Origin of the sequence: Streptomyces sp. NPDC048258 (assembly GCF_043201995.1) — a bacterium.
Classification (GTDB): domain Bacteria; phylum Actinomycetota; class Actinomycetes; order Streptomycetales; family Streptomycetaceae; genus Streptomyces.
On sequence record NZ_JBICZH010000020.1, the window covers coordinates 15,279 to 38,967 of the forward strand.

The 23,689-nt window shown below is 72.2% G+C and carries 21 protein-coding genes and 1 pseudogene; 16 read left to right on the forward strand and 6 right to left on the reverse strand.

Translation table 11 applies throughout. The features are described 5' to 3' along the window. Window positions 1–148: 148 nt before the first annotated feature. From ACGFYQ_RS33090 to ACGFYQ_RS33140, 11 genes and pseudogenes are all read left to right on the forward strand, one after another. Complete coding sequence (locus ACGFYQ_RS33090) at window positions 149–1,585, forward strand: DUF6716 putative glycosyltransferase (protein WP_393749881.1); 1,437 nt, start codon at window positions 149–151, stop codon at window positions 1,583–1,585. 17 nt (window positions 1,586–1,602) lie between these two features. Further along, window positions 1,603–1,956: pseudogene (locus ACGFYQ_RS33095) on the forward strand (cytidylyltransferase domain-containing protein); the annotation flags it as partial. A gap of 402 nt (window positions 1,957–2,358) precedes the next feature. After that, window positions 2,359–3,267, forward strand: coding sequence for an N-acetylneuraminate synthase family protein (locus ACGFYQ_RS33100; RefSeq protein ID WP_393749973.1), 909 nt, complete (start codon window positions 2,359–2,361; stop codon window positions 3,265–3,267). Between the two features lie 54 nt (window positions 3,268–3,321). After that, window positions 3,322–4,485 carry a hypothetical protein gene (locus ACGFYQ_RS33105; protein ID WP_393749882.1) on the forward strand — a complete coding sequence of 388 codons (1,164 nt, stop codon included), beginning with the start codon at window positions 3,322–3,324 and terminating at the stop codon, window positions 4,483–4,485. Window positions 4,486–4,621: 136 nt separating this feature from the next. Beyond that, window positions 4,622–5,866 (forward strand): amidohydrolase, encoded by a 1,245-nt coding sequence (locus ACGFYQ_RS33110; RefSeq protein ID WP_393749974.1) that lies wholly within the window; start codon window positions 4,622–4,624, stop codon window positions 5,864–5,866. Window positions 5,867–6,085: 219 nt separating this feature from the next. After that, a complete protein-coding gene (locus ACGFYQ_RS33115; RefSeq protein ID WP_393749883.1) occupies window positions 6,086–7,144 on the forward strand; it encodes a BMP family protein in 1,059 nt (352 codons plus the stop codon). A 233-nt stretch (window positions 7,145–7,377) separates the two neighbouring features. After that, complete coding sequence (locus ACGFYQ_RS33120) at window positions 7,378–9,045, forward strand: ABC transporter ATP-binding protein (protein ID WP_393749975.1); 1,668 nt, start codon at window positions 7,378–7,380, stop codon at window positions 9,043–9,045. Continuing rightward, window positions 9,042–10,157 carry an ABC transporter permease gene (locus tag ACGFYQ_RS33125; RefSeq protein ID WP_393749884.1) on the forward strand — a complete coding sequence of 372 codons (1,116 nt, stop codon included), beginning with the start codon at window positions 9,042–9,044 and terminating at the stop codon, window positions 10,155–10,157. The genes ACGFYQ_RS33120 and ACGFYQ_RS33125 overlap by 4 nt, the downstream gene beginning before the upstream one ends. After that, the gene (locus ACGFYQ_RS33130; RefSeq protein ID WP_393749885.1) at window positions 10,154–11,419 is read left to right on the forward strand and encodes an ABC transporter permease; all 1,266 of its coding nucleotides are present in this window, start codon (window positions 10,154–10,156) and stop codon (window positions 11,417–11,419) included. The genes ACGFYQ_RS33125 and ACGFYQ_RS33130 overlap by 4 nt, the downstream gene beginning before the upstream one ends. Beyond that, the gene (locus ACGFYQ_RS33135) at window positions 11,416–11,814 is read left to right on the forward strand and encodes a cytidine deaminase (RefSeq protein WP_393749886.1); all 399 of its coding nucleotides are present in this window, start codon (window positions 11,416–11,418) and stop codon (window positions 11,812–11,814) included. The genes ACGFYQ_RS33130 and ACGFYQ_RS33135 overlap by 4 nt, the downstream gene beginning before the upstream one ends. Window positions 11,815–11,904: 90 nt before the next feature. After that, complete coding sequence (locus tag ACGFYQ_RS33140) at window positions 11,905–13,182, forward strand: thymidine phosphorylase (RefSeq protein ID WP_393749887.1); 1,278 nt, start codon at window positions 11,905–11,907, stop codon at window positions 13,180–13,182. Window positions 13,183–13,240: 58 nt separating this feature from the next. Here ACGFYQ_RS33140 and ACGFYQ_RS33145 read toward each other — a convergent pair whose 3' ends face one another. Further along, window positions 13,241–13,801, reverse strand: coding sequence for a ferredoxin (locus ACGFYQ_RS33145; protein ID WP_393749888.1), 561 nt, complete (start codon window positions 13,799–13,801; stop codon window positions 13,241–13,243). Window positions 13,802–13,856: 55 nt separating this feature from the next. On the opposite strand from ACGFYQ_RS33145, the gene ACGFYQ_RS33150 reads away from it, so the two are divergent. Then, on the forward strand, window positions 13,857–14,192 hold the full coding sequence (locus ACGFYQ_RS33150; protein WP_393749889.1) for an STAS domain-containing protein: 336 nt from the start codon (window positions 13,857–13,859) through the stop codon (window positions 14,190–14,192). Here the strand turns inward: ACGFYQ_RS33150 and ACGFYQ_RS33155 are convergent. Further along, window positions 14,088–15,086 carry a sigma-70 family RNA polymerase sigma factor gene (locus tag ACGFYQ_RS33155; protein WP_393749890.1) on the reverse strand — a complete coding sequence of 333 codons (999 nt, stop codon included), beginning with the start codon at window positions 15,084–15,086 and terminating at the stop codon, window positions 14,088–14,090. The genes ACGFYQ_RS33150 and ACGFYQ_RS33155 overlap by 105 nt on opposite strands. A 179-nt stretch (window positions 15,087–15,265) precedes the next feature. Between ACGFYQ_RS33155 and ACGFYQ_RS33160 the strand changes: the two genes are divergently transcribed. Next, complete coding sequence (locus ACGFYQ_RS33160) at window positions 15,266–16,615, forward strand: MFS transporter (protein ID WP_393749891.1); 1,350 nt, start codon at window positions 15,266–15,268, stop codon at window positions 16,613–16,615. Here the strand turns inward: ACGFYQ_RS33160 and ACGFYQ_RS33165 are convergent. Together ACGFYQ_RS33165 and ACGFYQ_RS33170 are read right to left on the reverse strand one after the other, a co-directional pair. Next, window positions 16,591–17,304: a L,D-transpeptidase family protein gene (locus ACGFYQ_RS33165; RefSeq protein WP_393749892.1), complete on the reverse strand. Its 714-nt coding sequence runs from the start codon at window positions 17,302–17,304 to the stop codon at window positions 16,591–16,593. The genes ACGFYQ_RS33160 and ACGFYQ_RS33165 overlap by 25 nt on opposite strands. A gap of 120 nt (window positions 17,305–17,424) precedes the next feature. Beyond that, complete coding sequence (locus ACGFYQ_RS33170) at window positions 17,425–18,723, reverse strand: MFS transporter (protein WP_393749893.1); 1,299 nt, start codon at window positions 18,721–18,723, stop codon at window positions 17,425–17,427. Between the two features lie 98 nt (window positions 18,724–18,821). Between ACGFYQ_RS33170 and ACGFYQ_RS33175 the strand changes: the two genes are divergently transcribed. Both ACGFYQ_RS33175 and ACGFYQ_RS33180 read left to right on the forward strand, forming a co-directional pair. Then, window positions 18,822–19,763 (forward strand): LysR family transcriptional regulator, encoded by a 942-nt coding sequence (locus ACGFYQ_RS33175; RefSeq protein WP_393749976.1) that lies wholly within the window; start codon window positions 18,822–18,824, stop codon window positions 19,761–19,763. 85 nt (window positions 19,764–19,848) lie between these two features. Then, window positions 19,849–20,892 carry a hypothetical protein gene (locus ACGFYQ_RS33180; RefSeq protein WP_393749894.1) on the forward strand — a complete coding sequence of 348 codons (1,044 nt, stop codon included), beginning with the start codon at window positions 19,849–19,851 and terminating at the stop codon, window positions 20,890–20,892. A 9-nt stretch (window positions 20,893–20,901) separates the two neighbouring features. Here ACGFYQ_RS33180 and ACGFYQ_RS33185 read toward each other — a convergent pair whose 3' ends face one another. Then, a complete protein-coding gene (locus ACGFYQ_RS33185; protein WP_393749895.1) occupies window positions 20,902–21,921 on the reverse strand; it encodes a LuxR C-terminal-related transcriptional regulator in 1,020 nt (339 codons plus the stop codon). Window positions 21,922–22,059: 138 nt separating this feature from the next. Between ACGFYQ_RS33185 and ACGFYQ_RS33190 the strand changes: the two genes are divergently transcribed. Further along, window positions 22,060–23,286 carry an ATP-grasp domain-containing protein gene (locus ACGFYQ_RS33190; protein WP_393749896.1) on the forward strand — a complete coding sequence of 409 codons (1,227 nt, stop codon included), beginning with the start codon at window positions 22,060–22,062 and terminating at the stop codon, window positions 23,284–23,286. Here the strand turns inward: ACGFYQ_RS33190 and ACGFYQ_RS33195 are convergent. Further along, window positions 23,253–23,624: a cupin domain-containing protein gene (locus ACGFYQ_RS33195; RefSeq protein WP_393749897.1), complete on the reverse strand. Its 372-nt coding sequence runs from the start codon at window positions 23,622–23,624 to the stop codon at window positions 23,253–23,255. The genes ACGFYQ_RS33190 and ACGFYQ_RS33195 overlap by 34 nt on opposite strands. Between the last annotated feature and the right edge of the window lie 65 nt (window positions 23,625–23,689).

The following is a 23,689-nucleotide window of genomic DNA, read 5'->3' on the forward strand; positions in this document are numbered from 1 at the left end:
TTCACCATGGCCCGGATGCGGATTCCACATGAACGAAGCGGGGCGGGCGCGTTAACCCGCGCGCTTTCGCATTCAGTCGACGCGTTGTTAACCCGCTGTTGTGCGTTCGTTGGGCCGATCACCGAAATTGCGGAATAGCTTCTGCCGCGTGCCAGAACGCAAACGCGTCGCCGTCCTCGCCGATTCCGACACGCGATGGAAATGGGGCGCACTCACCGCCCGCCGTCTCGTGCCCGACCACCGACTCGCCGGATACCTGCTGCGCGGCCGAGCCACACCCACCGCGCGCCAGCTCGGCGAAGTGGGGGTCCAGGGCGACCGGCCGGCCGAGGTGACCTGCGCCGAATTCCTCGCCGAGATCGGGCGGGAGCAGTACGACGTGGTCGTCCTCGCCCTCGTCGGCGGGGCCGTCCAGGCCGTCCTGCACGGGGCCCGCGCCCTGTGGCCCGAACCGTCGGCCCGCCCCGTCCTCGTCACCGGCTACGTGGGTGTCGTGTACGAGAAGCTCGCCGACGGGCTGCTGCTGCGGCACGGCGCCGACCTCGTCCTCGCCAACTCGCGGCACGACGCGGAGCGGTTCCGCGCCGTGTACGAAGGCGTCGGCGCGGACGCGGGCGCCGTCACCGAGACCGCGCTCCCCTTCCTCGGCGGGGCCCCGTACGAGCCCGCCGGAAGCCGGACCCCGCCGTCCGCCCACACCGTCGTCTTCGCCGTCCAGCCCTCCGTACCCGAGAGCCGCGCCGACCGCGCGTACCTGCTGGAGCGGGCGGCCGGGCACGCGCGGCTGCACCCGGAGCGCGAGGTGCTGATCAAGCTGCGCAGCCGGCCCGGGGAGCACACCACGCACCTGGAGGAGCAGCCGTACCAGCGGCTCGCCGCCAAGCTCCCCGGCGGACTCCCGCCCAACTGCCGGCTGGTGTACGGGAACATGGGCGAGGTGCTGGACGGCACCGACCTGCTCGTCACCGTCTCCTCCACCGCCGCCCTGGAGTCCCTGCACCGGTCCATCCCCACGGCCGTCCTCACCGACCTCGGCATCCGCGAATCCCTCGGCAACCACCACTTCCTCGGCTCGGGCTGCCTGGCCTCGTGGGACCAGCTCGACGCCGGTCTGCTCCCGCAGGGGGACGCGGACTGGCTGGCGGCCCAGGGGGTGCTCCCGGCCCGGCCCGCGCCGGACGCGGCTCCGGCTGCGCCGGGCGCCGCTGTGCGGGCTCCGGCTGCCCCGGGCCAGGCCGCCCCGGCGGCGACGCGGGGATCATCCGCCGCCGTTGCCGCGCCGGCGGAGGCCGACCCCTACGCCGCCGCCCGGGACAAGGTCGCCGGGCTGCTGGCCCGGGCCGAGCTTCCCGCGCCCGCGCCGTACTACACGCTCACCACCGCCCCCGGGTACCTGCCCGGGATCCTCGCGCGGCAGCACCTCGCACCCGACGGGACCCCGCTGCCCGGCGAGGTGCGCCAAACGGCCGGGCAGTCCCGGCTGCGCCGACGGCTCCGCGCCCATCTCCGCGAGGCCGCCCGCGGGGCGTACCGGCACGGAGTGCAGCGGGTGGCCCCCGTGATCCGCCGGATGGGGGAGCTGTGAGCCCCCGCGTCCTGGCCGTGATCCCCGCGCGCGGCGGCTCCAAGGGGGTCCCCGGCAAGAACCTCGCCGAGGTCGCCGGCACCCCGCTGGTCGCCCGCGCCGTCGAGGCCTGCCTCGCCGCGCCGACCGTCACCGACGTGGTGGTCTCCACCGACTCCACGGAGATCGCCGCCGTCGCCCGCGCCGCGGGCGCCGACGTGATCGCCCGCCCCACCGCGATCTCCGGCGACACCGCGAGCAGTGAGGCCGCCCTGCTGCACGCCCTCACCGCCTTCGAGGAACTGCACTCCCTCACCGTGGACGTGGTCCTCCTCGTCCAGTGCACCAGCCCCTTCCTGGCCGCCTCCGACGTCGAATCCGTCGCCGCGGCCGTCGCCTCCGGGGCCGCCGACTCCGCCCTGACCGTGGCCCCCTTCCACGGCTTCCTCTGGCGGGAGGACCCCGACGGCGCCGGAATCGGGGTCAACCACGACACGACGTACCGCCCCCGGCGCCAGGACCGCCCCCAGGACCTGCTGGAGACGGGCGCCGCCTACGCCATGGACGCCCCCGGCTTCCGCACCGCCCGGCACCGCTTCTTCGGCCGTGTCCTGCCCGTCGCCACCGACCCCGCGCGGGTCCTGGAGATCGACGACCCGCACGACCTGGAGCGGGCCCGCCTGCTCGCCCCGCTGCTCGACGTACGACCCGACCCGCAGCCCACACCCCGTACTCCGTCCACACCCCGCACACCCCGCACCCCCGCACCCCCGCACCGAAGGACGTCACCTGCCATGACCGCCTCCCCCAACACCCGCCTGCGCACCTTCGCAACGCGCACCGCCGGCCCCGGCCGGCCCGTGTACGTCGTCGGCGAGATCGGCATCAACCACAACGGCGACCTCGGCAACGCCTTCGCCCTGATCGACGCCGCCGCCGAGGCCGGCTGCGACGCGGTCAAGTTCCAGAAGCGCACCCCGGAGATCTGCACCCCGCGCGACCAGTGGGACATCGAGCGCGACACCCCCTGGGGCCGGATGACCTACATCGACTACCGCCACAAGGTCGAGTTCGGCGAGACCGAGTACCGCGCCATCGACGAGCACTGCGCCAAGCGCGGCATCGACTGGTTCGCCTCCCCGTGGGACACCGAGGCCGTCGCCTTCCTGGAGAAGTTCGACCTCCCCGCCCACAAGGTCGCCTCCGCCTCGCTCACCGACGACGAGCTGCTGCGCGCCCTGCGCGCCACCGGCCGCACCGTCGTCCTGTCCACCGGCATGTCCACCCCGAAGCAGATCCGCCACGCGGTGGAGGTGCTCGGCAGCGACAACATCCTTCTCTGCCACGCCACTTCGACATACCCGGCCAAGGCCGAGGAGCTCAACCTGCGGGTGATCAACACCCTCCAGGAGGAGTACCCCAACGTCCCGATCGGCTACTCCGGCCACGAGACGGGCCTGCAGACCACCCTCGCCGCCGTCGCCCTCGGCGCCGCCTTCGTCGAGCGCCACATCACCCTCGACCGCGCGATGTGGGGCTCCGACCAGGCCGCCTCCGTCGAGCCCGGCGGCCTCGCCCGCCTGGTCCGCGACATCCGCACCATCGAGACCGCCCTCGGCGACGGCGTCAAGCGGGTCTACGAGTCCGAGCTGGGCCCGATGAAGAAGCTCCGCCGCGTCCAGGGCGAGCTCGCCGGCGTCTGACCCGGCCCGCGGTCCGGCGCGTACGAGGTCCCGTCCCCTGCCGAGGAGTACGTGATGCCCACTTCAGCCTCCACCCTGGCTTTCGTCGAGAGCCCGGTCCAGCTCCTGAACGTGCTGGAGTGGGCGTACGCGCACGGCGCCGCGCCCCGCGGCCCGCTGCTGGACGGCGTCCCGCGCCAGCCGGCCGGGGGCTCGGACCGCCCGGACCCGGCAGGGGCCGCCGCGCCCGCCCTGCGGATCGTCGTCCTGCCCCCCACCGACCCGATGTCCCGCGGCCAGCTGCGCCGGATGGCGGCGCTCGCCCGGGACGAAGGGCACGAGGTCCGCTGGCAGGAGGCCCGCGGCGGCCGGCTCGCACCGCTGAAGGCGCTCGCCGCACTGTCCCGCGACGTACGCGCGGCGCGCACGGTCGTCGTCGGCGACCCCTTCTCCCGCTACGTCCAGCTGCTGCTGACCCTCGTACGGGCCGAGGAGCTGGTCGTGGTCGACGACGGCACCGCCACGATGGAGTTCATCGCCCAGACCGCCCGCGGCGAACGTCTCGTCCGCTGGCACCGGGTCGGCGGCGGGGGACTGCCCGGCCGGGTGCGCGAGCTGGCGTACGCGCCCGTCTCGGCGACGGCCCGGCGCCGCTTCAAACCGGGTAAGGCCACCGGCACAGGCGCAGCTCGACGGGTCGAGGTGTTCAGCTCGATGCCCGTGACCGCCCACGGCGCGATGACGCTGCGGGTCAACGACTTCGCCTGGACCCGGGCCCGCTTCGGCCCGCCCCGGCTGACCAAGGGCACCGACCTGGTCGGCACCTCGCTCGTGGAGACCGGCGTGGTGGACCCGGCGTGCTACCTCGACGCGGTGCGCGCCCTGACCCGGGAGCACAGTGCCACCCGCTACTTCGCGCACCGCCGGGAGTCCCCGGAGAAGCTGCGCGCGCTGAGCGAGGCGACCGGACTGGAGATCGTCCGCCCGGACCTGCCGCTGGAGCTGATCGCCCGGCGCGGCCCCGTCGGCCGAACGATCGTCAGCTTTCCGTCCACGGTCGTCCACACCCTGCCCTACGCACTGACCGGTACGGGAGTCACCGTCGCTGTATGCGATATCGACCCCGCCTGGCTGACCGGGTCGGCGTCGCCGCGCGCCCGCGGGTTCCTCGCCGGGGTCACCGATACCGCCCGTGATGTGCACAGACTGCCCGCTCAGGCGGCTCCGGCGGCCGGGTGAGCGCGCGAGTTTACCCCCGGACGCACCCGGTCATGCGCCAGAGGCCGCGTTTCTTTCCCCTAACGGCATGAACTTTTCGTGATCCCCGGCCAGTTGACCCATGGGTGCGCCTACCCTTCAACAGGTGACCCAGTTGATGTCCCGCGAGTCCCAGACCGACCAGCCCGCCGCCTCCGAGCGGCCCGAGCTGCCCGGCAAGCTTCCGGACCACCTGCGTGCCGAACTGATCGCCTTCCGCCGGGACTTGCACATGCACCCCGAGCTCGGACACCAGGAATTCCGCACCACGGCGGCGATCAAGGCCCGGCTCGAAAAAGCCGGCCTCCGACCACGGGTACTGGCCTGCGGGACGGGTCTGGTCTGTGACGTCGGGACCTGGGACGGCGTACGGCCCATGCTGGCCATGCGCGCGGACATCGACGCCCTGCCCATCCCGGATGCCAAGACGCACGTCTCGTACCGCTCGGTCTATCCCGACCGGGCCCACGCCTGCGGCCACGACGTGCACACCACCGTCGTCCTCGGCGCCGGACTGGTGCTCGCCGAGCTCGACCGCCAGGGGTTGCTGCCCCGCCCCGTTCGGCTGCTCTTCCAGCCCGCCGAGGAAGTGCTCCCGGGCGGGGCCACCGAGGCCATCGACTCCGGGATCCTGGACGGCGTGGGCAAGATGATCGCCGTGCACTGCGACCCGCGGGTCGACGCCGGGCGGATCGGGCTGCGGCCCGGGCCCATCACCTCGGCCTGCGACCGGCTGGAGGTCAGCCTCACCGGCTCCGGCGGGCACACCGCGCGCCCGCACCTGACCACCGACCTGGTGACGGCCGCCGCCCGGGTGGCCGTGGACGTCCCGGCCCTGCTGACCCGCCGGATGGACGCCCGCTCGGGCATGTCGGTCACCTGGGGCCGCATCGAGGCCGGGCACGCCTGCAACGTCATCCCGATGCACGCCGAGCTGTCCGGAACCGTTCGGTGCCTGGACCTGAACGCATGGCACGAGGCGCCGGACATGATCCACGCGGCGATCGACGAGGTCGCGACCATGCACGGGGCCAAGTTCGAGATCAACCACGTCCGCGGGGTGCCCCCGGTGGTCAACGATCCCGTGGTCACCGAACTGCTCCGCGAGGCGATGTCGGTCCGCCGCGGCGCCGAGTCGGTCGAGGACACCGAGCAGAGCCTGGGCGGCGAGGACTTCTCCTGGTACCTGGAGCACGTCCCGGGCGCCATGGCCCGCCTGGGGGTGCGCAGGCCCGGCGACACCGCCAAGCACGACCTGCACCGGGGCGACTTCGACGTGGACGAGTCCGCGATCGCCGTCGGCGTGGAGTTCTTCACGGCCGCGGCGCTCCTCGACGGGCGCCGGGCCAGGCCGATCGGGTAGAAGCCGGATACAACACGCGCGCGTCGCGCGTCGGACGTGTCCAGCCCTTGGTACACAAGGGCTGGGCACGTGGCGCGTTACTGATCGGTCACTGTCCGGTTCGCGACGATCCGATAACGACTCATGAACGGGCCTTTAACTGACATCTACGCGCGTTACGATCGCGGCGAAACCAGCGCCGGTCGTGGCGCTTCGGTCAGGTTTTGAAGGAGCCTCCCCTTGCGCCGGATCACCAGGATCGCCACCGTGGGCATCGCGTCCGCGGCGCTGGCCCTCTCGGCCACCGCCTGTGGCGGTAAGAAGTCGTCGGACACCAGCTCTTCCCCGTCGGCGAGCGGAGCTTCCAGCGCCGCCATCGCGTACGACATCGGTGGCCGCGGCGACCAGTCGTTCAACGACGCCGCCTACGCGGGTCTCGAGCAGGCCAAGAACGACCTGAAGATCAAGACCGCCGAGGCGGAGCCCACCGACGGCGAGGGCGAGGCCGACAAGGTCCAGCGCCTCACCGAGCTGGCCCGCAAGGGCAACAACCCGGTCATCGGTGTCGGCTTCTCGTACGCCCCGGCCATCAAGAAGGTCGCGCCGAAGTTCCCGAACACCACGTTCGGCATCATCGACGACACCTCGGTGACCGGCTCGAACATCGCCAACCTCGTCTTCAACGAGGAGCAGGGCTCCTACCTGGCCGGCGTCGCCGCCGCCAAGGCGTCCAAGACCGGCACGGTCGGCTTCATCGGCGGTGTCGAGGTTCCGCTGATCAAGAAGTTCGAGGCGGGCTTCGTCCAGGGCGTCAAGGAGACCAACCCGAACGCCAACGTGCTCGTCCAGTACCTGACGCAGCCGCCGAACTTCGACGGTTTCGCCAAGCCCGACCTCGGCAAGGCCGCCGCGCAGGGTCAGCTCGACAAGGGCGCCGACGTGGTCTACGCCGCCGCCGGTCTGGCCGGCTCGGGTGCCATCGAGGCCGCCTCGGCCAAGGGCAAGTGGGCCATCGGCGTCGACTCCGACCAGTACAACCAGGCCGGTCTGGCGAAGTACAAGGACCACATCCTGACCTCGGTCACCAAGGACGTGCAGGACTCGGTCTTCAACCTGATCAAGTCGGTCAAGGACGGCAAGCCCGAGACCGGTGAGATCCGCTACGGTCTCGACAAGGACGGCGTCGGCCTGGCCGACTCCAACCCCGAGTACAAGAAGATGACCGATGTCACCGCCGCGGTGGAGAAGGCCAAGGCCGACATCATCGCCAAGAAGATCACCGTCAAGACCGCGCCGTAAGGCCGTCCCTGACATGTAGTCGTGGTCTCCGGGGTCCGGGAAGCGGTCTCTACCGCTCCCGGGCCCCGAACCACGTTCTGCACACCACAGTTCGTGCTGCTTGTGGCCACTTGGCCTCAAGTTTTCACATCCGACAGTGCTACGCGCGTAGAAGCATCGTGGACGCGATACTTTCACTCCCCGCCCTGTCCCCCCGCCTGCCTCCGCTCCTTCCGCGCCAAGGAGAGTGCGTCATCAACGCGTCCAGCCCGCCCCCCGCCGTAGAACTGCACGGCATCACCAAGCGCTTCCCCGGCGTCGTCGCCAACAAGGACATCGCGATCACCGTCCGCAAGGGCACGGTCCATGCCTTGATCGGCGAGAACGGCGCCGGCAAGTCGACCCTGATGAAGATCCTCTACGGCATGCAGAAGCCGGACGAGGGCACCATCGCCGTCGACGGGGAGCAGGTCTCCTTCCACAGCCCCGGCGACGCCATCGCCCGCGGCATCGGCATGGTGCACCAGCACTTCATGCTCGCCGACAACCTCACCGTCCTGGAGAACGTGGTTCTCGGCGGCGAGAAGCTCTACGGCATCGGCGCCAAGGCCCGTAAGAAGATCAAGGAGATCTCGGACGCGTACGGCCTCGGCGTACGCCCCGACGCCCTGGTCGAGGACCTCGGTGTCGCCGACCGGCAGCGCGTGGAGATCCTCAAGGTCCTCTACCGCGGCGCCAAGATCCTCATCCTCGACGAGCCGACCGCCGTGCTCGTGCCGCAGGAAGTGGACGCGCTCTTCGACAACCTGCGCGAGCTCAAGGCCGAAGGCCTGACCGTCATCTTCATCTCGCACAAGCTGGGCGAGGTGCTGAAGGTCGCCGACGACATCACCGTCATCCGGCGCGGCACCACGGTCGGCACCGCCGACCCGAGGACCGCCACCACCAAGCAGCTCGCCGAGCTGATGGTCGGCGCGGAGCTGCCCTCGCCGGAGACCCGCGAGTCGACCGTGACGGACGTCCCGATGCTGAAGGTGGCGGGCCTGACCCTCGCCGCGAGCGACTCCGTCGTCGCGGAGCCGGAGATCCTGACGCGCCAGGCCCCGGAGGACTCCACCCTCCACGAGCACGTCGAAGTCGGCCGCCTCCTGCTGGACGACGTCAGCTTCACCATCCACAAGGGCGAGATCCTCGGCATCGCCGGTGTCGAGGGCAACGGCCAGACCGAGCTGATCGAAGCCCTCATGGGCATGAACTCCGCCGACGCGGGCGTGATCACGCTGGACGGCCGGGACATCACCAAGGCCCCGGTGCGCGAGCGCCGCACGGGCGGCATCGGCTACATCCCCGAGGACCGCCACCGGCACGGCCTGCTGCTGGAGTCCCCGCTGTGGGAGAACCGCATCCTCGGCCACGTCACCGAGGCGCCCAACTCCAAGCGCGGCATCCTCGACCTCAAGGCGGCCCGCAAGGACACCGAGCGGATCGTGCGCGAGTACGACGTCCGCACCCCCGGTATCGAGGTCACCGCGGCCTCGCTCTCCGGCGGCAACCAGCAGAAGCTGATCGTCGGCCGCGAGATGAGCCACAACCCCAAGTTCCTCATCGCCGCCCACCCCACCCGCGGTGTGGACGTCGGTGCGCAGGCGCAGATCTGGGACGCGATCCGCGACGCCCGCCGCGAGGGCCTGGCCGTCCTCCTGATCTCCGCCGACCTCGACGAGCTCATCGGCCTGTCCGACACGCTGCGCGTCATGTACCGCGGCCGCCTGGTCGCGGACGCCGACCCCGCGACCGTCACCCCGGAGGAGCTCGGCACCGCCATGACGGGCGCCGCTTCCGGGCACCTGGAAGCAACCGACAACCACTCCGCCGCCGGTACCGAGGCTGGTACCGATGCACCGGAGGACGAGGCCCGATGAAGAAATTCGACAAGGACCGGCTGATCCTCGGCATCGCCGGGCCCGTGCTGGCGCTGGTCACCGCCTTCCTGCTGACCATGATCGTGCTGGCCGCGACGGGCATCGACCCGATCGAGCCGCTGCGCCTCATGGTGGAGAACGCCGGTTACGAGGACGTCCAGGTCCTGATCATCAATCAGGCCGGCACCTACTATCTGGCAGCCCTGGCCGTGGCCATCGGCTTCCGGATGAACCTCTTCAACATCGGTGTCGACGGCCAGTACCGCCTCGCCGCGATGATCTCCGCGCTGGTCGGCACGGCGGTCACGCTGCCCGGCCCGCTGCACATCCTGCTGATCATCGTCGTCGCGATGCTGACCGGCGCCTTCTGGGCCGGTATCGCGGGTGTCCTCAAGGCCAAGCGCGGTGTCAGCGAGGTCGTCTCCACGATCATGCTGAACGCCATCGCGACCAGCCTGATCGCCTGGCTGATCCTGCCGAAGAACCTGGGCGTCCAGCCCGAGGGTTCCAACGACCTGACGACCGGCGACATCGCCGAGTCCGGCTGGTTCCCGGCCCTGTCGATCGGTGACGGCCTGGAGATCTACGGCTTCACCTTCGTGGCCTTCGCCCTCGGCGTCGTCTACTGGTTCTCGCTCAACCGCACCCGCTTCGGCTTCGACCTGCGCGCCACCGGCGCCAGCGAGACCGCCGCCCAGGCGTCCGGTGTGGACGCCAAGAAGATGATCATCACCTCGATGCTGATCTCGGGCGCGGTCGCCGGCCTCTCCGGCATGCCGCAGCTGCTGGGCGAGACCCACACCTACAATCTGGGCTTCCCGGTGGGCGTCGGCTTCACCGGCATCACCATCGCGCTGCTCGGCCGCAACAGCCCGGTCGGCATCTTCTTCGCCGCGCTCCTGATGGCCTTCATCGACAAGGCCTCGGCCTCGCTCGACCAGGCCGGGTACGCGAAGGAGATCGGCACGATCATGAAGGGCCTGATCGTGATCGCGGTCGTGGTCTCGTACGAGCTCATCCGCCGCTACGGCATCCGGCGCCAGCAGCAGAAGGTCGGCGAGGAGCTGGCCGCAGGCCACGCCATCAAGACCGATAAGGAGGTCGCGGCGTGAGCACCAGCACTGTCTCCGCGACGGCCGCCGCACCGAAGAAGTCGGGCGGCCGCAAGAAGCTCACCCTGCCCTGGATCATGCTGATCATCGCGGGCGGCCTCGCGCTGGTCTCGCTGGTCCGCCTGATCAGCGGGGCGAACGACCTGACCTCCGTGGGCCAGGTCTCCGGCGCCCTCTCCCTCGCGGTGCCGATCGGCCTCGCCGGCCTCGGCGGTCTGTGGGCCGAGCGCGCGGGCGTCGTCAACATCGGCCTCGAAGGCATGATGATCCTCGGCACCTGGTTCGGTGCCTGGGCCGGCTACCAGTGGGGTCCGTGGACCGGCGTCATGGCCGGCATCATCGGCGGCGCCATCGGCGGCCTGCTGCACGCGATCATCACGGTCACCTTCAACGTCAACCACATCGTCTCCGGTGTGGCCATCAACATCCTGGCGCTGGGCTTCACCCAGTACCTGTCGAACTTCACGTTCGCCGACGCCCCGGGCGGCTCCTCCAAGCAGTCCCCGCAGGTCGAGCCGATCTACAAGATCACCGTGCCAGGGCTGTCGGACTGGATGGCCGACCTCCAGGGCAAGCACTGGTTCTTCATCTCGGACCTCGCCGGAGTCATCGGCGGTCTGGTCACCGGCCTGTCGCTGCTGACCGTCGTCGCGCTCCTGCTGATCCCGGGTACCTGGTGGGTGCTGTGGCGCACGACCTTCGGCCTGCGGCTGCGCTCCTGCGGTGAGAACCCGGTCGCCGCCGAGTCCCTCGGCGTCAACGTCTACAAGTACAAGTACATCGCCGTGATCGTCTCGGGCGCCCTCGCGGGCCTCGGCGGCGCGTTCCTGTCGATCGTCGCCAGCCCCATCTACCAGGAGGGCCAGACCGGCGGCCGCGGTTACATCGGTCTCGCCGCGATGATCTTCGGTAACTGGATGCCGGGCGGCATGGCCCTCGGTGCGGGCCTGTTCGGCTTCATCGACAGCCTCAAGCTGCGCGGTGGCGCCGAGAACGTCCACGCGATGCTGCTGCTGATCGCGATCCTGCTGCTGCTGGTCGGCGCCTGGCAGCTGTACAAGAAGAAGTACGTCCAGGCCGGCGTCTCGGCGGTCTTCGCCGTGCTGCTGTTCGTCTGGTACGCGACGACCGACTCGGTGCCGAGCCAGTTCGTCGACGCGGCCCCGTACCTGACGACGCTGCTCGTGCTCGCCCTCTCCGCGCAGCGCCTGCGCATGCCGAAGGCGGACGGCCTGCCGTACCGCAAGGGCCAGGGCAAGTGACGACGGCGCACACCGTCGACTGGGAAGCCCTGCGCGAGGCTGCCCGGGACGCCATGTCCCGGGCGTACGCCCCGTACTCGGGCTTCCCGGTCGGTGTCGCCGCACTCGTCGACGACGGCCGCACCGTCGTCGGCTGCAATGTGGAGAACGCGAGCTACGGGCTCGGCCTGTGCGCCGAGTGCGGCCTGGTCTCCTCGCTCCAGGCCACGGGCGGTGGCCGCCTCACGCACTTCACGTGCGTGGACGGCAAGGGCGAGATCCTCGTCCCGTGCGGACGCTGCCGCCAGCTGCTGTTCGAGTTCGGCGGCCCCGAACTGCTGGTGGAGACCCCGAAGGGGATCCTCCCGCTGGCGGAGATGCTGCCCCAGGCCTTCGGGCCCGACCACTTGAGATAGCCGTGCCGACGGCCCTCCGCTCCCCCGGGGCGGAGGGCCGTCGCAATTCCTCCCCACTCCTCTCTCTATGCGCGTAGAAGGAAGCACCTCATGGACGTCATCTCCGTCATCCGGACCAAGCGGGACCGCGGTGAGCTGAGCCCCGAGCAGATCGACTGGGTCATCGACGCGTACACCCGCGGTGTCGTTGCCGACGAGCAGATGTCGGCGCTGGCGATGGCCATCCTGCTGAACGGGATGAACCGGACCGAGATCGCCCGCTGGACCGCCGCGATGATCGCGTCCGGTGAGCGCATGAACTTCGACTCCCTCTCCCGCCCGACCGCCGACAAGCACTCCACGGGCGGCGTCGGCGACAAGATCACGCTGCCGCTGGCCCCGCTCGTCGCCGCGTGCGGCGCGGCCGTACCGCAGCTGTCGGGCCGCGGGCTCGGCCACACCGGCGGCACCCTCGACAAGCTGGAGTCCATCCCCGGCTGGCGTGCGCTGCTGTCCAACGAGGAGATGCTGCACGTCCTGGACACCACCGGCGCGGTCATCTGCGCGGCGGGCGACGGCCTGGCCCCGGCGGACAAGAAGCTCTACGCCCTGCGCGACGTGACGGGCACGGTCGAGGCCATCCCGCTGATCGCCTCCTCGATCATGTCGAAGAAGATCGCCGAGGGCACGGGCTCGCTCGTCCTCGACGTCAAGGTCGGCAGCGGCGCCTTCATGAAGAACATCGAGGACGCGCGCGAGCTGGCGCGCACGATGGTGGGCCTGGGCACGGACAGCGGCGTCAAGACGGTCGCCCTCCTCACGGACATGTCCACCCCGCTCGGCCTGACCGCGGGCAACGCGCTGGAGGTCCGCGAGTCGGTCGAGGTCCTGGCGGGGGGCGGCCCGGCGGACGTCGTCGAGCTGACCATCGCGCTGGCCAAGGAGATGCTGGACGCGGCGGGCATCAAGGACGCCGACCCGGCGAAGGCCCTGGCCGACGGCTCCGCCATGGACCACTGGCGCCGGATGATCGCGGCCCAGGGCGGCGACCCGGACGCGGCGCTGCCGGTCGCGCGCGAGCAGCACGTGGTGACGGCCCCGGCCTCGGGTGTCCTGACCCGCCTCGACGCGTACGCGGTGGGCGTCGGCGCCTGGCGCCTCGGCGCGGGCCGCGCCCGCAAGGAGGACCCGGTCCAGGCGGGCGCGGGCATCGAGCTGCACGCGAAGCCGGGCGACTCCGTCGTGGCGGGCCAGCCCCTGATGACCCTGCACACGGACACCCCGGAGAAGTTCGACTACGCGCTCGCCTCCCTGGAGGGCTCGTACGACATCGCCCCGGCGGGCACGTCCTTCTCCGCCACGCCGATCGTCCTGGACCGCATCGCCTGATCCCTGGCCCCCCGTCCCGTCGGCGCGGCTCCCCGTCCGGAGCCGCGCCGGCGTCTTTTCACAGGCCTGGCAAGGCCTCCCCGTGTTCCGGCGTGCGCCGCTGCTCCAGCCAGAACAGGTAGCCGCGCAGGTACGCCTCCAGGCCGTCGTCGATGTACGCGACGAAGTCCCGGTGGCCCTGCGCGGCTTCGTGGTGGTGCGGGGCGTACTGCGGGTCCCCGTCGTAGGCGGCCCACTCCGCGGCGGCGGCCACGGCCCACTCCCGCACCCGCCCCCGGTCCCGCCACCACTCGCGGACCGACGCGACGGTCCAGTGGTCGTCGCCGTCCCAGCCGTAACCGAGGTACAGCTCCACCTGGGCGGCGCTCACCAGGGCCTCGGTCTCGATGACGTTCCCCGGCTGGCGGTAGACGAACTCGTGGTCGCCGTCGTAGGCGATATGGCGTGGCGCCTCACACCGTCCCAACTCCATGCAGTCGGTGCTCGCCCCGTAGAACGGGCCGGGGACGTTGCGCCAGTTCCGATCGGCCCAGACCCCCTCGAACACCGGGAAGCGGACGGTCCCGGGCACGACGAGCCGACGGGCGGTGGGCAGTGGGTCCCAGTAGGCAGGCTTCATCCGGCCATTGTCCGAACCGTCGATGAGTTCCGGCAGGACGGGGAGTCATCCCCTCGTGGAGATCATTCGACTCGTGCTGCCCGGCCCGGCCCCGACCGCGCAGGACACGGCACGGCTGTGTGCCCGGCTCGCCCTGCTGTACGACAGCGGGGCGTCGGCCGTGGTGTGCGACGCGGCGGCCGTCACCGCGCCGGGCCTCGCCTCCGTGGAGGCCCTGGCCCGGCTGCGGCTCACCGCCGGGGACCGGCCCTTCCGGATCACCGGGGCCGGGCCGGCCCTGCGCGCCCTACTGGACCTCGTAGGCCTCGTCGAGCTGCTCGGGGAGGCCGAAGAGCGGGAACCACCGGGCGGTGTCCAGGAAGGCGTTGAGCCCGACGATCTTGCCGTCTGAGATCTCCAGGACCTGGAGCGCCCACGGGACGTACCCCGGCGCCCCGTCCTCGCGCGGCCGGTACTGGCCGAAGGCGGGCATGCCGTTCGCCGTGGTCGGGATCAGGCGGGAGCCCTTGCAGCCGATGCCCTGGTTCAGGTGCCAGGCGGCAATGTCCTCGTGGCCCTGCAGCCACAGGTCGAACGGCGGCATCGACAGCACCGCGTCCTCGTGCAGGAGCGTGGTGAGCCGCGCGATGTCGTACGCCTCGAAGGCGGTCAGGTACTGCTCCAGCAGTTTCGCCTGGTCCGCGTCCAGCGGGTCGGCGGCCTCGCTCTCGCGGATCCGGCTGCCGGCCAGCGTGGCCCGGGCCCGCTGGAGCGCGCTGTTCACCGAGGCCACCGTGGTGTCCAGGAGCGTCGCGACCTCGTCCGCCTTCCAGGCCAGCACCTCGCGCAGGATCAGCACGGCCCGCTGCTTGGGCGGCAGGTGCTGGAGCGCCGCGACGAACGCGAGCCGTACGGATTCCCTGGCGAGGGCCATCTCCGCCGGGTCGGCGGTCTGGGGCAGCACCCGCCCGTCGGGCACCGGCTCCAGCCAGGTCACCTCGGGCCGCTCGTTCAGCACGGCGGAGGCCTGGTGCTGCGGGGCGGACAGGTCCATCGGCCGGGCCCGCTTGTTCCCCGCGTTCAGCAGGTCCAGGCAGACGTTGGTGGCGATCCGGTACAGCCACGACCGCAGCGAGGAGCGGCCCTCGAACTTCTCGAAGCTGCGCCAGGCGCGGATGTACGTGTCCTGCACCGCGTCCTCGGCGTCGAAGGACGAGCCGAGCATCCGGTAGCAGTACCCCGTCAGCTCGACCCGGTAGCGGTCCAGCGCGGTGTCCAGGTCCGTGCTGGTGGCGAGGTCGCTCATGTCCGTTCATCCCCCTGGTGGTTCCCGGTACTTCGGAAACTACCGGAGGGGTCTGACAGCCGCAGCCGGACGCGATTGTCTATCGATATCAAGTATCTTGACGTCAAGATTGATCTGGGGCAGGGTTTCGTCATGTATCTCGACATCGAGATACATGGCGACCGAGGGGGAGGCCCGGAATGCGGCGCGGCACGGAGATCCGGAAGGCGCGGCAGGGGGAGCCCGGCCTGCTGGCGCAGCTGCGCCGGCCGCCCGGCGGCCGCGACGCGCGGATCATGCTGCTCGCCCAACTGCTGGACCGCGCCGGTACGGGCGTATGGGCCGCGTCCTCCGTCCTGTACTTCACCTTCGTGGTCGGACTCGACACCGGGCAGCTGGGCCTGCTGGTCGGCGCGGCCGGAGTGGCGGGCATCGCCGGATCACCGCTGGCCGGCCACCTCGCAGACCGCTTCCCGGTGCGCTCCCTGCTGATCGGCTGCCACCTGCTCCGCCTCGGCACCCTCTGCGCGCTGCTGCTGGTCACGCGCTTCGACGTGCTGCTGCCCGTGGTCGCCGTCACCTACCTCGGCGACCGGGCGGCCAAGACGCTGGAGATGCTCTTCGCCACCCGGGTCGCGGGCGAGCGGCGCTCCACGTACCAGGCGCTGTCGCGCAGTTCGGCGAACGCCGGCTACGCGCTCGGCGCGGGCCTCGCCGCCATCGGCCTCGCCGTCGGGACCAGGGGCGCCTACCACGTGCTGATCCTGGCCGACGCGCTGTCGTTCCTCGTGGCCGCGGCCCTGGTGTGGCGCACCCGCGAGCCGCGCGGCCGCGGGCTCGTGGCCGCACGGTCCGGCGACGTACCCCCGGAGCCGGCGGCCGGGGAGGCCGGGGATGCCGGGGGCGCCGCGGCGCCGGGGCGGAGTCCCTGGCGGGACCGCGGCTACCTCCGGTTCGCCCTGCTGGACATCCCGATGAACCTGGACGACTCGATCCTGGGCGTCGGCCTGCCGCTGTGGCTCGTGCACCACACCACGGCGCCGCACGCCCTGGTCCCGGCCTTCCTGGTCATCAACACCGTGCTCGTCGTCGCCCTGCAGCTGCGCGTGTCGGCCAAGGTCCAGGGCCCCCGCCAGGCGGCGGGAGCCGTCGCCGTGTACGGGCTGACGATGCTCGCGGGCTGCGCCCTGCTGGCCACCGCCACCGGGGGCGGGGTTCTGCTCGCCTCGGTGGTCCTGCTCGCCTCGGCGGTCCTGGTCACCGCGGCGGAGCTGATGCGGTCGGTGAGCTCCTGGGAACTGGCCGTCTCCCTCGCGCCCGAGGAGGCGCGCGCCTCGTACCTCGGCGTGGCCGGCATGGCCCAGTCCGTCCAGAAGTCCGCCGGCCCGCTGCTGCTGACCGGCGCGGTCATGACGGCGGGCCCGGCGGGCTGGCTGGTCCTCGGGGCGGCGGTGGCCGGGCTGTCCCTCGTACAACGACGCGCAAGCCTGCGGCGGTTGGACGACCTGGCGGAAGCCGGCAAGTCCTACGTACCCGGCTTGCGGCCGTAGACGTAGACGTCCTCGCCGTTCCCCAGCAGGTTCCAGTACGCCTTGGCGTCGGCGGGCCGCATGTTCACGCAGCCGCCCGAACCGGGCGGATTCCACATGCTCTTGGTGGTCGAGTGGAAGGCGATGCCGCCGTCGAAGAACTGCGCGTACGGCATCGACACGTTGTAGATCGTCGACCAGTGGTCGATGTTCCGGTAGTAGATCTTATTCAGGCCGGTTCGGGTCTCCGTGCCGTCCTTGCCCGTGCGGACCGGGACGGGACCGTACTTCAAGGCGGCGCCGTCCTGGATCCAGCTGAGCTGTCGCGTCAGGTCGACGCACGCGATGCGCCCCCGGTTCACCGGGCAGGCCCCGGCCTTGTTGGGGGTGGTGCCGGCCGCCCGCTGGGCCAGCATGGTGCTCATCGTCCGCCAGGTCAGCGGCCCCGCGTACCCCTGGGTCGGAGTGATTCCGTGGCTCGCCTGGAAGGCCCTGATGGCCGTGCAGTCGGCCGCCGACTGCCTGCCGTCCACCGGCCGCCCCAGGAACTGCTCCACCTGCCGCTGGTACGGCCCGGTGGTCAGGTTGCACGAAGCGGCCCGCGCCGCTGTGCCGCCCGCGACCACCATCGGCAGCGCGAGCGCCACCGCCCCGCCGAACACCACCGCAGCCCGCCGCCCCGCGCGCACGCGCGCCTTCCGCGTTCCCATCCGGTCCTCCCCTTCGCCGTACGTCTCCGTGGTGCATGCCCGGAAACCGGCGCGAGTTGCCTGCGGGAGGGACGTATTTCTCGTCTTTCCCGACTTTCCCGGCTCACTCGGGGAGTTTGTTCAGCGCGCGGCCACCGCCGGAGCCGGCATCCGCCGCTCCGCGCGGGCCGCGTGGGACCCGTACAGCGTGATCGAGACGACGCCGAGCACGGCCAGCAGCGCGATGCCGACCGTGGCCGCCCAGCCGGCCGAGTGGTAGGCGAGCGCGCCCAGGGTGCCGCCCGCGCTGGAACCCAGGTAGTACGCGGACTGGTAGAGCGCGGAGGCCTGCGCCCGGCCCGACTTCGCGGTCCGGCTGACGGCCGCGGAGGCCACCGCGTGCCCTGCGAAGAAGCCCGCCGTGATCAGGACCAGGCCGAGCAGGACCGCGGCCAGCGAGTCGGACAGCGACAGCAGCAGCCCCAGCGCCGTGGTCGTCACCGCCAGGTACAGGGCGCCCCGGCGCCCCGCGCGGGCCACGAGCTGCCCGGCGGCGGCCGAGGAGACCGTACCGACCAGGTAGATCAGGAAGATCGACCCGATCACGCCCTGCCCGAGCGAGAACGGCTCGTCCACCAGCCGGTAGCCGATGACGGTGTACACCGCGCCGAAGACGGTCATGAACAGCGCGCCGATCCCGTACAGCCTCAGCAGCAGCGGATCGCGCAGGTGACCGGCGACGGTACGGCCCACCGCGCGCGGGTTCAGCGACGCGGGGCGGAAGAACCGCGCCCGGGGCAGCAGCACCAGGAAGGCCGCCGCGCAGGCCAGCGACATCAGCCCGACGGCCAGCAGACCCGCCCGCCAACCGCCCAGCTGCGCCGCCCAGCCGGTGACCAGACGGCCGCTCATGCCGCCGATGGAATTGCCCGCGACGAACAGCCCGATCGCCCCGACCAGGGCCTTCGGCTTGACCTCCTCCGCCAGGTACGCCATCGCGGACGCCGGGATCCCGGCGATCGCCGCGCCCTGGACGGCGCGCAGCGCCACCAGCCACTCCAGGCTCGGCGCGAACGGCACCAGCAGGCCGACGCCCACGGCCACCGCCATCGACCAGGTCATCATCCGGGTGCGCCCGAACCGCTCGGACAGCGCGCTGAGCGGCAGGACGAACAGCGCGAGCGCGCCGGTGGCCGCGGACACCGTCCAGCTGGCCTGACCCGCCGTCACCCCGAAGCCGTCGGAGATCGCGGGCAGCAGCGCCTGGGTGGAGTAGAGGAGGGCGAAGGTGGCGAGTCCGGCGGCGAAGAGCGCGAGGGTCATCCGGCGGTAGCCGGGTCGGCCGGGCTCCCGGCCCTCAGGGGTGTCGGTCTTGAGGTCCTGGAACGACGAGGTGGAGGCACCCGCGATGACGGATGCCCCGGTATGAGCGGGAGGCATACGTCGAAGGTAGACCCGTGTTTTTCATGCGTCCAATGCACAGATCCGCCATAATCGATCCACTCACGCATCAGTACAGCTCAGAGCGGCGCATGTCGATGAACCGTTACGAAGAAGACGTGTCGGTGACACGTTTGCTGGCCCCGCGCCTCGCGTATTTCGCGGCCGTCGCCCGGCACGAGCACGTCACCCGGGCCGCCCACGAACTGGGCGTCCCGCAGTCCACCCTGTCGCGGGCCATGGTCCGGCTCGAACAGGACCTCGGCGTCACGCTGTTCGCCCGCAGGGGCCGCACCGTCGCCCTCACCACGGCGGGCCGCACCTTCCTGGCCTCCGCCGAACAGGCCCTCGACGGGATCGCCCGCGCCGCCGAATCCGTCCAGCAGGACGCCGACCCGGCCTTCGGCAAGGTCGCGTTCGGCTTCCTGCACACCCTGGGCTCCGAGACCGTACCCGGCCTCATCCGCGCCTTCCGCGCCGACCACCCGCGCGTGCGCTTCTCCCTCGTCCAGAACTACGGCGAGGCCATGCTGGAGCGGCTGCGGGCGGGCGAGCTCGACCTCTGCCTCACCTCACCGCTGCCCGACGCGCCCGACCTGGTCGCCCGGCGCCTCGACGAACAGCGCCTGCGCCTGGTCGTCCCCGACGACCACCGCCTCGCCGGCCGCAAGCGCATCCGCCTCGCCGAGGCCGCCGAGGAAACCTTCGTCACCCTGGAGCCCGGCTACGGCCTGCGCCGCATCACCGACGACCTGTGCGCGGAGGCCGGCTTCACCCCCCGCGTGGCCTTCGAGGGCGAGGAGGCCGAGACCCTGCGCGGCCTGGTCGCCGCCGGCCTCGGCGTGGCCCTCCTGCCGCCCCCGGCCGTGGCCCGCCCCGGCGTCGTCGAGCTGACGGTCACCGCCCCGCGCGCCGTCCGCGAAATCGGCCTCGCCTGGCTGGACGGCCACCCCGACACCCCGCCGGTGGCGGAGTTCAAACGCTTCCTGCTTTCCAGGAGGGGGCGCCTGATCCCCGAACTGGAGCCGCCCGCCGCGTGAGCCGGGCCGGCGATCCGAAAACCGATGGCCCGTGCGCGGCCCGACCGAGCAGAATCGCCGGGTACGGGGACGAGGGGGATGCCGGTTGGACGTGTTCGTGTGCGCCGGGTGCGGTGCGGAGCTGACGGCCCCGGTCTCCCGGGTCGCCCTTCCCGACCACACCCACTTCGGGGCGTGGGAGGAGCTGCATCCCCCGCTGATGGAACCGGCGACGTACGCCGTCGACCCCCTGCCCACCGGGGCGCCCTGGCGGGTGTGGGGCGAGGTGGGGGAGGACCTGGCGGCCCGGCAGGGGGTCCACGCGCCGGTCTGCTCCGTGTCCTTCGCGGCGCGGGGCAGGATCGTCATCGCGCCCGGCGACTCCCGGGGCATGGCCTTGATCCCCGAGAAGTGCGCGGGCTACTGCAGGGGCATCGACGGCCGCGACGGCCCCAACCTGGCGTGCGAGCGGTGCGGGAGCGCGGTGGCGACCCGGATGGACGACTGCGGCCTGTGGCAGGCGGTGTGGCTGGAACCCGACGCGGTCCGCCGCCTCCCCTCCGGCCTGCCCGCCGTCCCGACCCCCGACTGGGACGAGCTGGACCTGCCGTCGTACGCCGTCCCGCCCGTCGAACTCGACGGGTCCTGGAGCCGCCGCTGGCAGGCCGCGGTCCCGGTGGCGCTCGCGCACCTGGTGGTGGCCTGCGACGCCCGTGCGGTGGCGCTGCCCGACGGCCTCGCCGAGCTGCTCGGCGAGGCCGTCGCCGGCTACCTTCCCGCCGGGCCCCCGGCCCTCACCGCGGGCCTCGCCGGGCCGGGGGTGCCCGTGCTCCGGTCCGGTGACGACATCCTCCTCGTCCCGCGTCATCCGGTGACCGGGGAGCCGTGGCGGCCCCCGCACGGCACGGCGGCCGTCGTCCCGCTGGACATCGGGGTCTGGGCCCACCTCGTCCTCCCCGCGGAGACCTCGCCGCTGCCTGCGTCCGGCAGGCTGCCGGAGGGGGTCCTGCGCGACGACTACCCCCTGCCGCTGCGCCCGCGGTGGCCCTTCCGGCCCCACTCCAGCGCCTTCTCGGACACCCTTGTCCGGCTGTCCGCCATCCGCCGCCCGTCGCTGCGCGCGTACTACGACCGGTACGGCAGGCCGTAGCGGGCCGTACTAGGCCGTCCCTCCCGGATCCGCCGGGGCCGGGGCCGGCGTCGCGGAGAGCAAGTACCCCGCCTGGAAGCGGGACTTCGCCCCCACCGCCCGCATGATCTCCGCGATGTGCCGCTGGCACGTCCGCTCCGACATGCCGAGCCGCCGCGCGATCACCTTGTCCTCCAGCCCCTCCGACAGCAGCCGTACGATCGTCTGCCGCAGCTCGTCCGAGATCGACCGCGCCGCCTCCGGACCCACCGTCACCGGGAAGGGCTCCGCCCCCACCCAGGACCGCTCGAAGGCCGCCGTCATGAAGTGCACGACACTCGGCTCGCGCACCACCAGCGCCGCCCCGCTGCGGTCCGGCACCGCCATCAGACCCGTGTGGTCGTCGAAGACCAGCATCCGCATCAGCCCGTCGCCCAGCGTCCGTACCTGCGCGCCCAGCGCCGTCACCCGCTCGACGTACGCCGCCGTCGGCCGCGAGTACCGCGCCGTGTGCTGGTAGATCGTCCGCATCCGGACCCCGCGCGCCAGCAGCGACTCGTCCCTCCCGATCGACTCCTCCAACGTCTCCAGCGGCCGGCCCCCGCCCGGCTGCGAGGTGAGCAGCTCCCGCTCGCACGCCGCGACCAGCTCCGCGATCAGCCCCCGTACCGCGCCGAGGTCCGTCACCAGCTCCAGGCGCCCCGAACCGCTCAGGTCCCGGTGCGCGGTCCCCGACTCGTACGCCGGCACCAGCGCCTCCAGCCGCGCCCGCAGCCGGTCCATCTCGTCGTGGGTCTCCCGCGCGAGCAGGGCCAGCGGGGCCAGCGCCCGGGCCGCCGCCGCCCGGGGCGCCACCGCGCTCCACCGGTCGGAACCGCCGCCCGGCGCCCGCTGCAGCAGGTGCGCCGCGGCCAGTTCGGTGATCGCCGCGGCCGCGCGCACGCCCAGGGCCTCGGTGGCCTCGGCCGCGTCGAAGGCGTCCCGCTCGACCGCGTACGCGTAGAGGCGCCGGGCCGCGGGGCTGAGGTCGTCCGCTCGATCGGCTGGCATATGCCTATTCGTCCCGGCCTGCGTCTGTTTATAAACCCCTCGTATTCCCGCAAGGCGGCAAGACGACGCCTGTCGGGCGGCAATCGGCATATGCCGAAGCGGCACAGTTGGCAGCACGGCGTGAGGGGGGAGCGCGGTATGCGGCAGCGGACACCCATGGAAGGGCGGGGGCCCGTGGCCGTCCTGCTGAGCCCGAGACCCGCCGTGGTGGCGGCCGCCCGCCGTGCGGGTGCCCGCACCGTGGTGGTCGCGCCGGATCCATCGGTGCCATCCGACCGTGAGGGGGCGGAGCGGCGGGTACGGGCGGACTGGCGCGACCACCGGCACCTCGTCCGGGCCGTCGGCCGCATGGAAGCGGTACGCCGCGGCCGCGCCGCAGTCTTCGGCTTCGACGCCGCCGGAGCCCTCGCCGCCGCCCGCGCCAACGAGGAACTGGGCCTGCCCGGCACCCCCACCGCCGCCGTCACCGCCCTGATGGACAAGGCCGCCCTGCGCGCCCGCTCCAACACCCTGCACCCCGCCCGGCCGGTCTCCTTCGCCCGCTGCGGCCGCGCCGACACCCTCCCCTTCGTCGCCACCCTCATCGGCTACCCGTGCGTCATCAAGCCCCGCGCGGGCGCCGACGGCGAAGGGGTCCGGCTCGTCCACGACGAAGCCGGCGCGCGGGCCGCCGCCCACGACTACCCCGAGGTCACCGACCTCCTCGTCGAGGAGTACCTCGAAGGGCCGGAACTCACCGTCGAAGCCCTCTCCCGCGAGGGCCGCCACCGTCTCCTGGGCTGGTCCCGCCGCCGCACCGGCCCCCGCCTCACCGCCACCGGCCACGACCTGCCGGTGGCCCTGGATCCCGGGACCGCCGAGGCCGTACGGGCCCTCGTACGCGGCGTCCTCGACCTCGCCGGACACCGCGACGGGCCCTCCCACACCGAGGTCATCCTCACCGCGCACGGCCCCCGCCTCGTCGAGGCCCACGCCCGCCCCGGCGGCGAGGAGTTCAGCCGCCTGCTCCGGGCCGCCCACGGCACCGACCTGCTCGCCCTCGCGCTCGCCGCCGGGCTGGGCCTGCCCGACCCGGTGCACAGCCCGCGCGCCGCGTACGCCGGGCTGCGGTACGTCGACTTCCCGCCCGGCCACCGCCTCGACGGGGTCCGGCCGGGGATCGCCGCCGCGCGCGCCGTACCCGGCGTGGTACGGGTGCAGTTGGAGATCCCGCCGGGCGCCACGGTCCGCCGCGCCCCTACGGGCGCGCTGCACCACGCGTACGTGCTCGCGACCGCCGCGACGGCGGGCTCCCTGGCCCGCACCCTGGACCGGGCCGGCGCGCTGCTGGGTCAGTCGGAAGCCGGCTTCGCGAAGTTCCCGTAGCCGGTCCAGTCCAGTACGACACAGCGCTCGTCGCCCAGGACCCAGGCGTCGTGCCCGGGCGCGATCTGGATGAAGTCGCCGGTGCCGATCTCGATGCTCTCCCCGTCGTCCATGACGACCTTCATGCGGCCGCTCACGATGTACCCCGTGTGCGCGGCCTGGCAGCTGTCCGTCCCGGCCAGCGGCTTGATGTGCTCCGACCACTTCCAGCCCGGCTCGAAGACCGCGCGGCCGACGGGCCCGCCGTCCGTCTCCAGCAGGTCCAGCCTGCCCTTGCCGTCCTCGAACGGCCGTGTCTCGTCTGCCGTGTCGAAGTTCTTCGAGAACAGACCGGCCATGATCATCGCCTCCCTGGGAGAAACCCCGAGACTCGATTTCACTCTACGCCGGAGCGGGCGGGCCG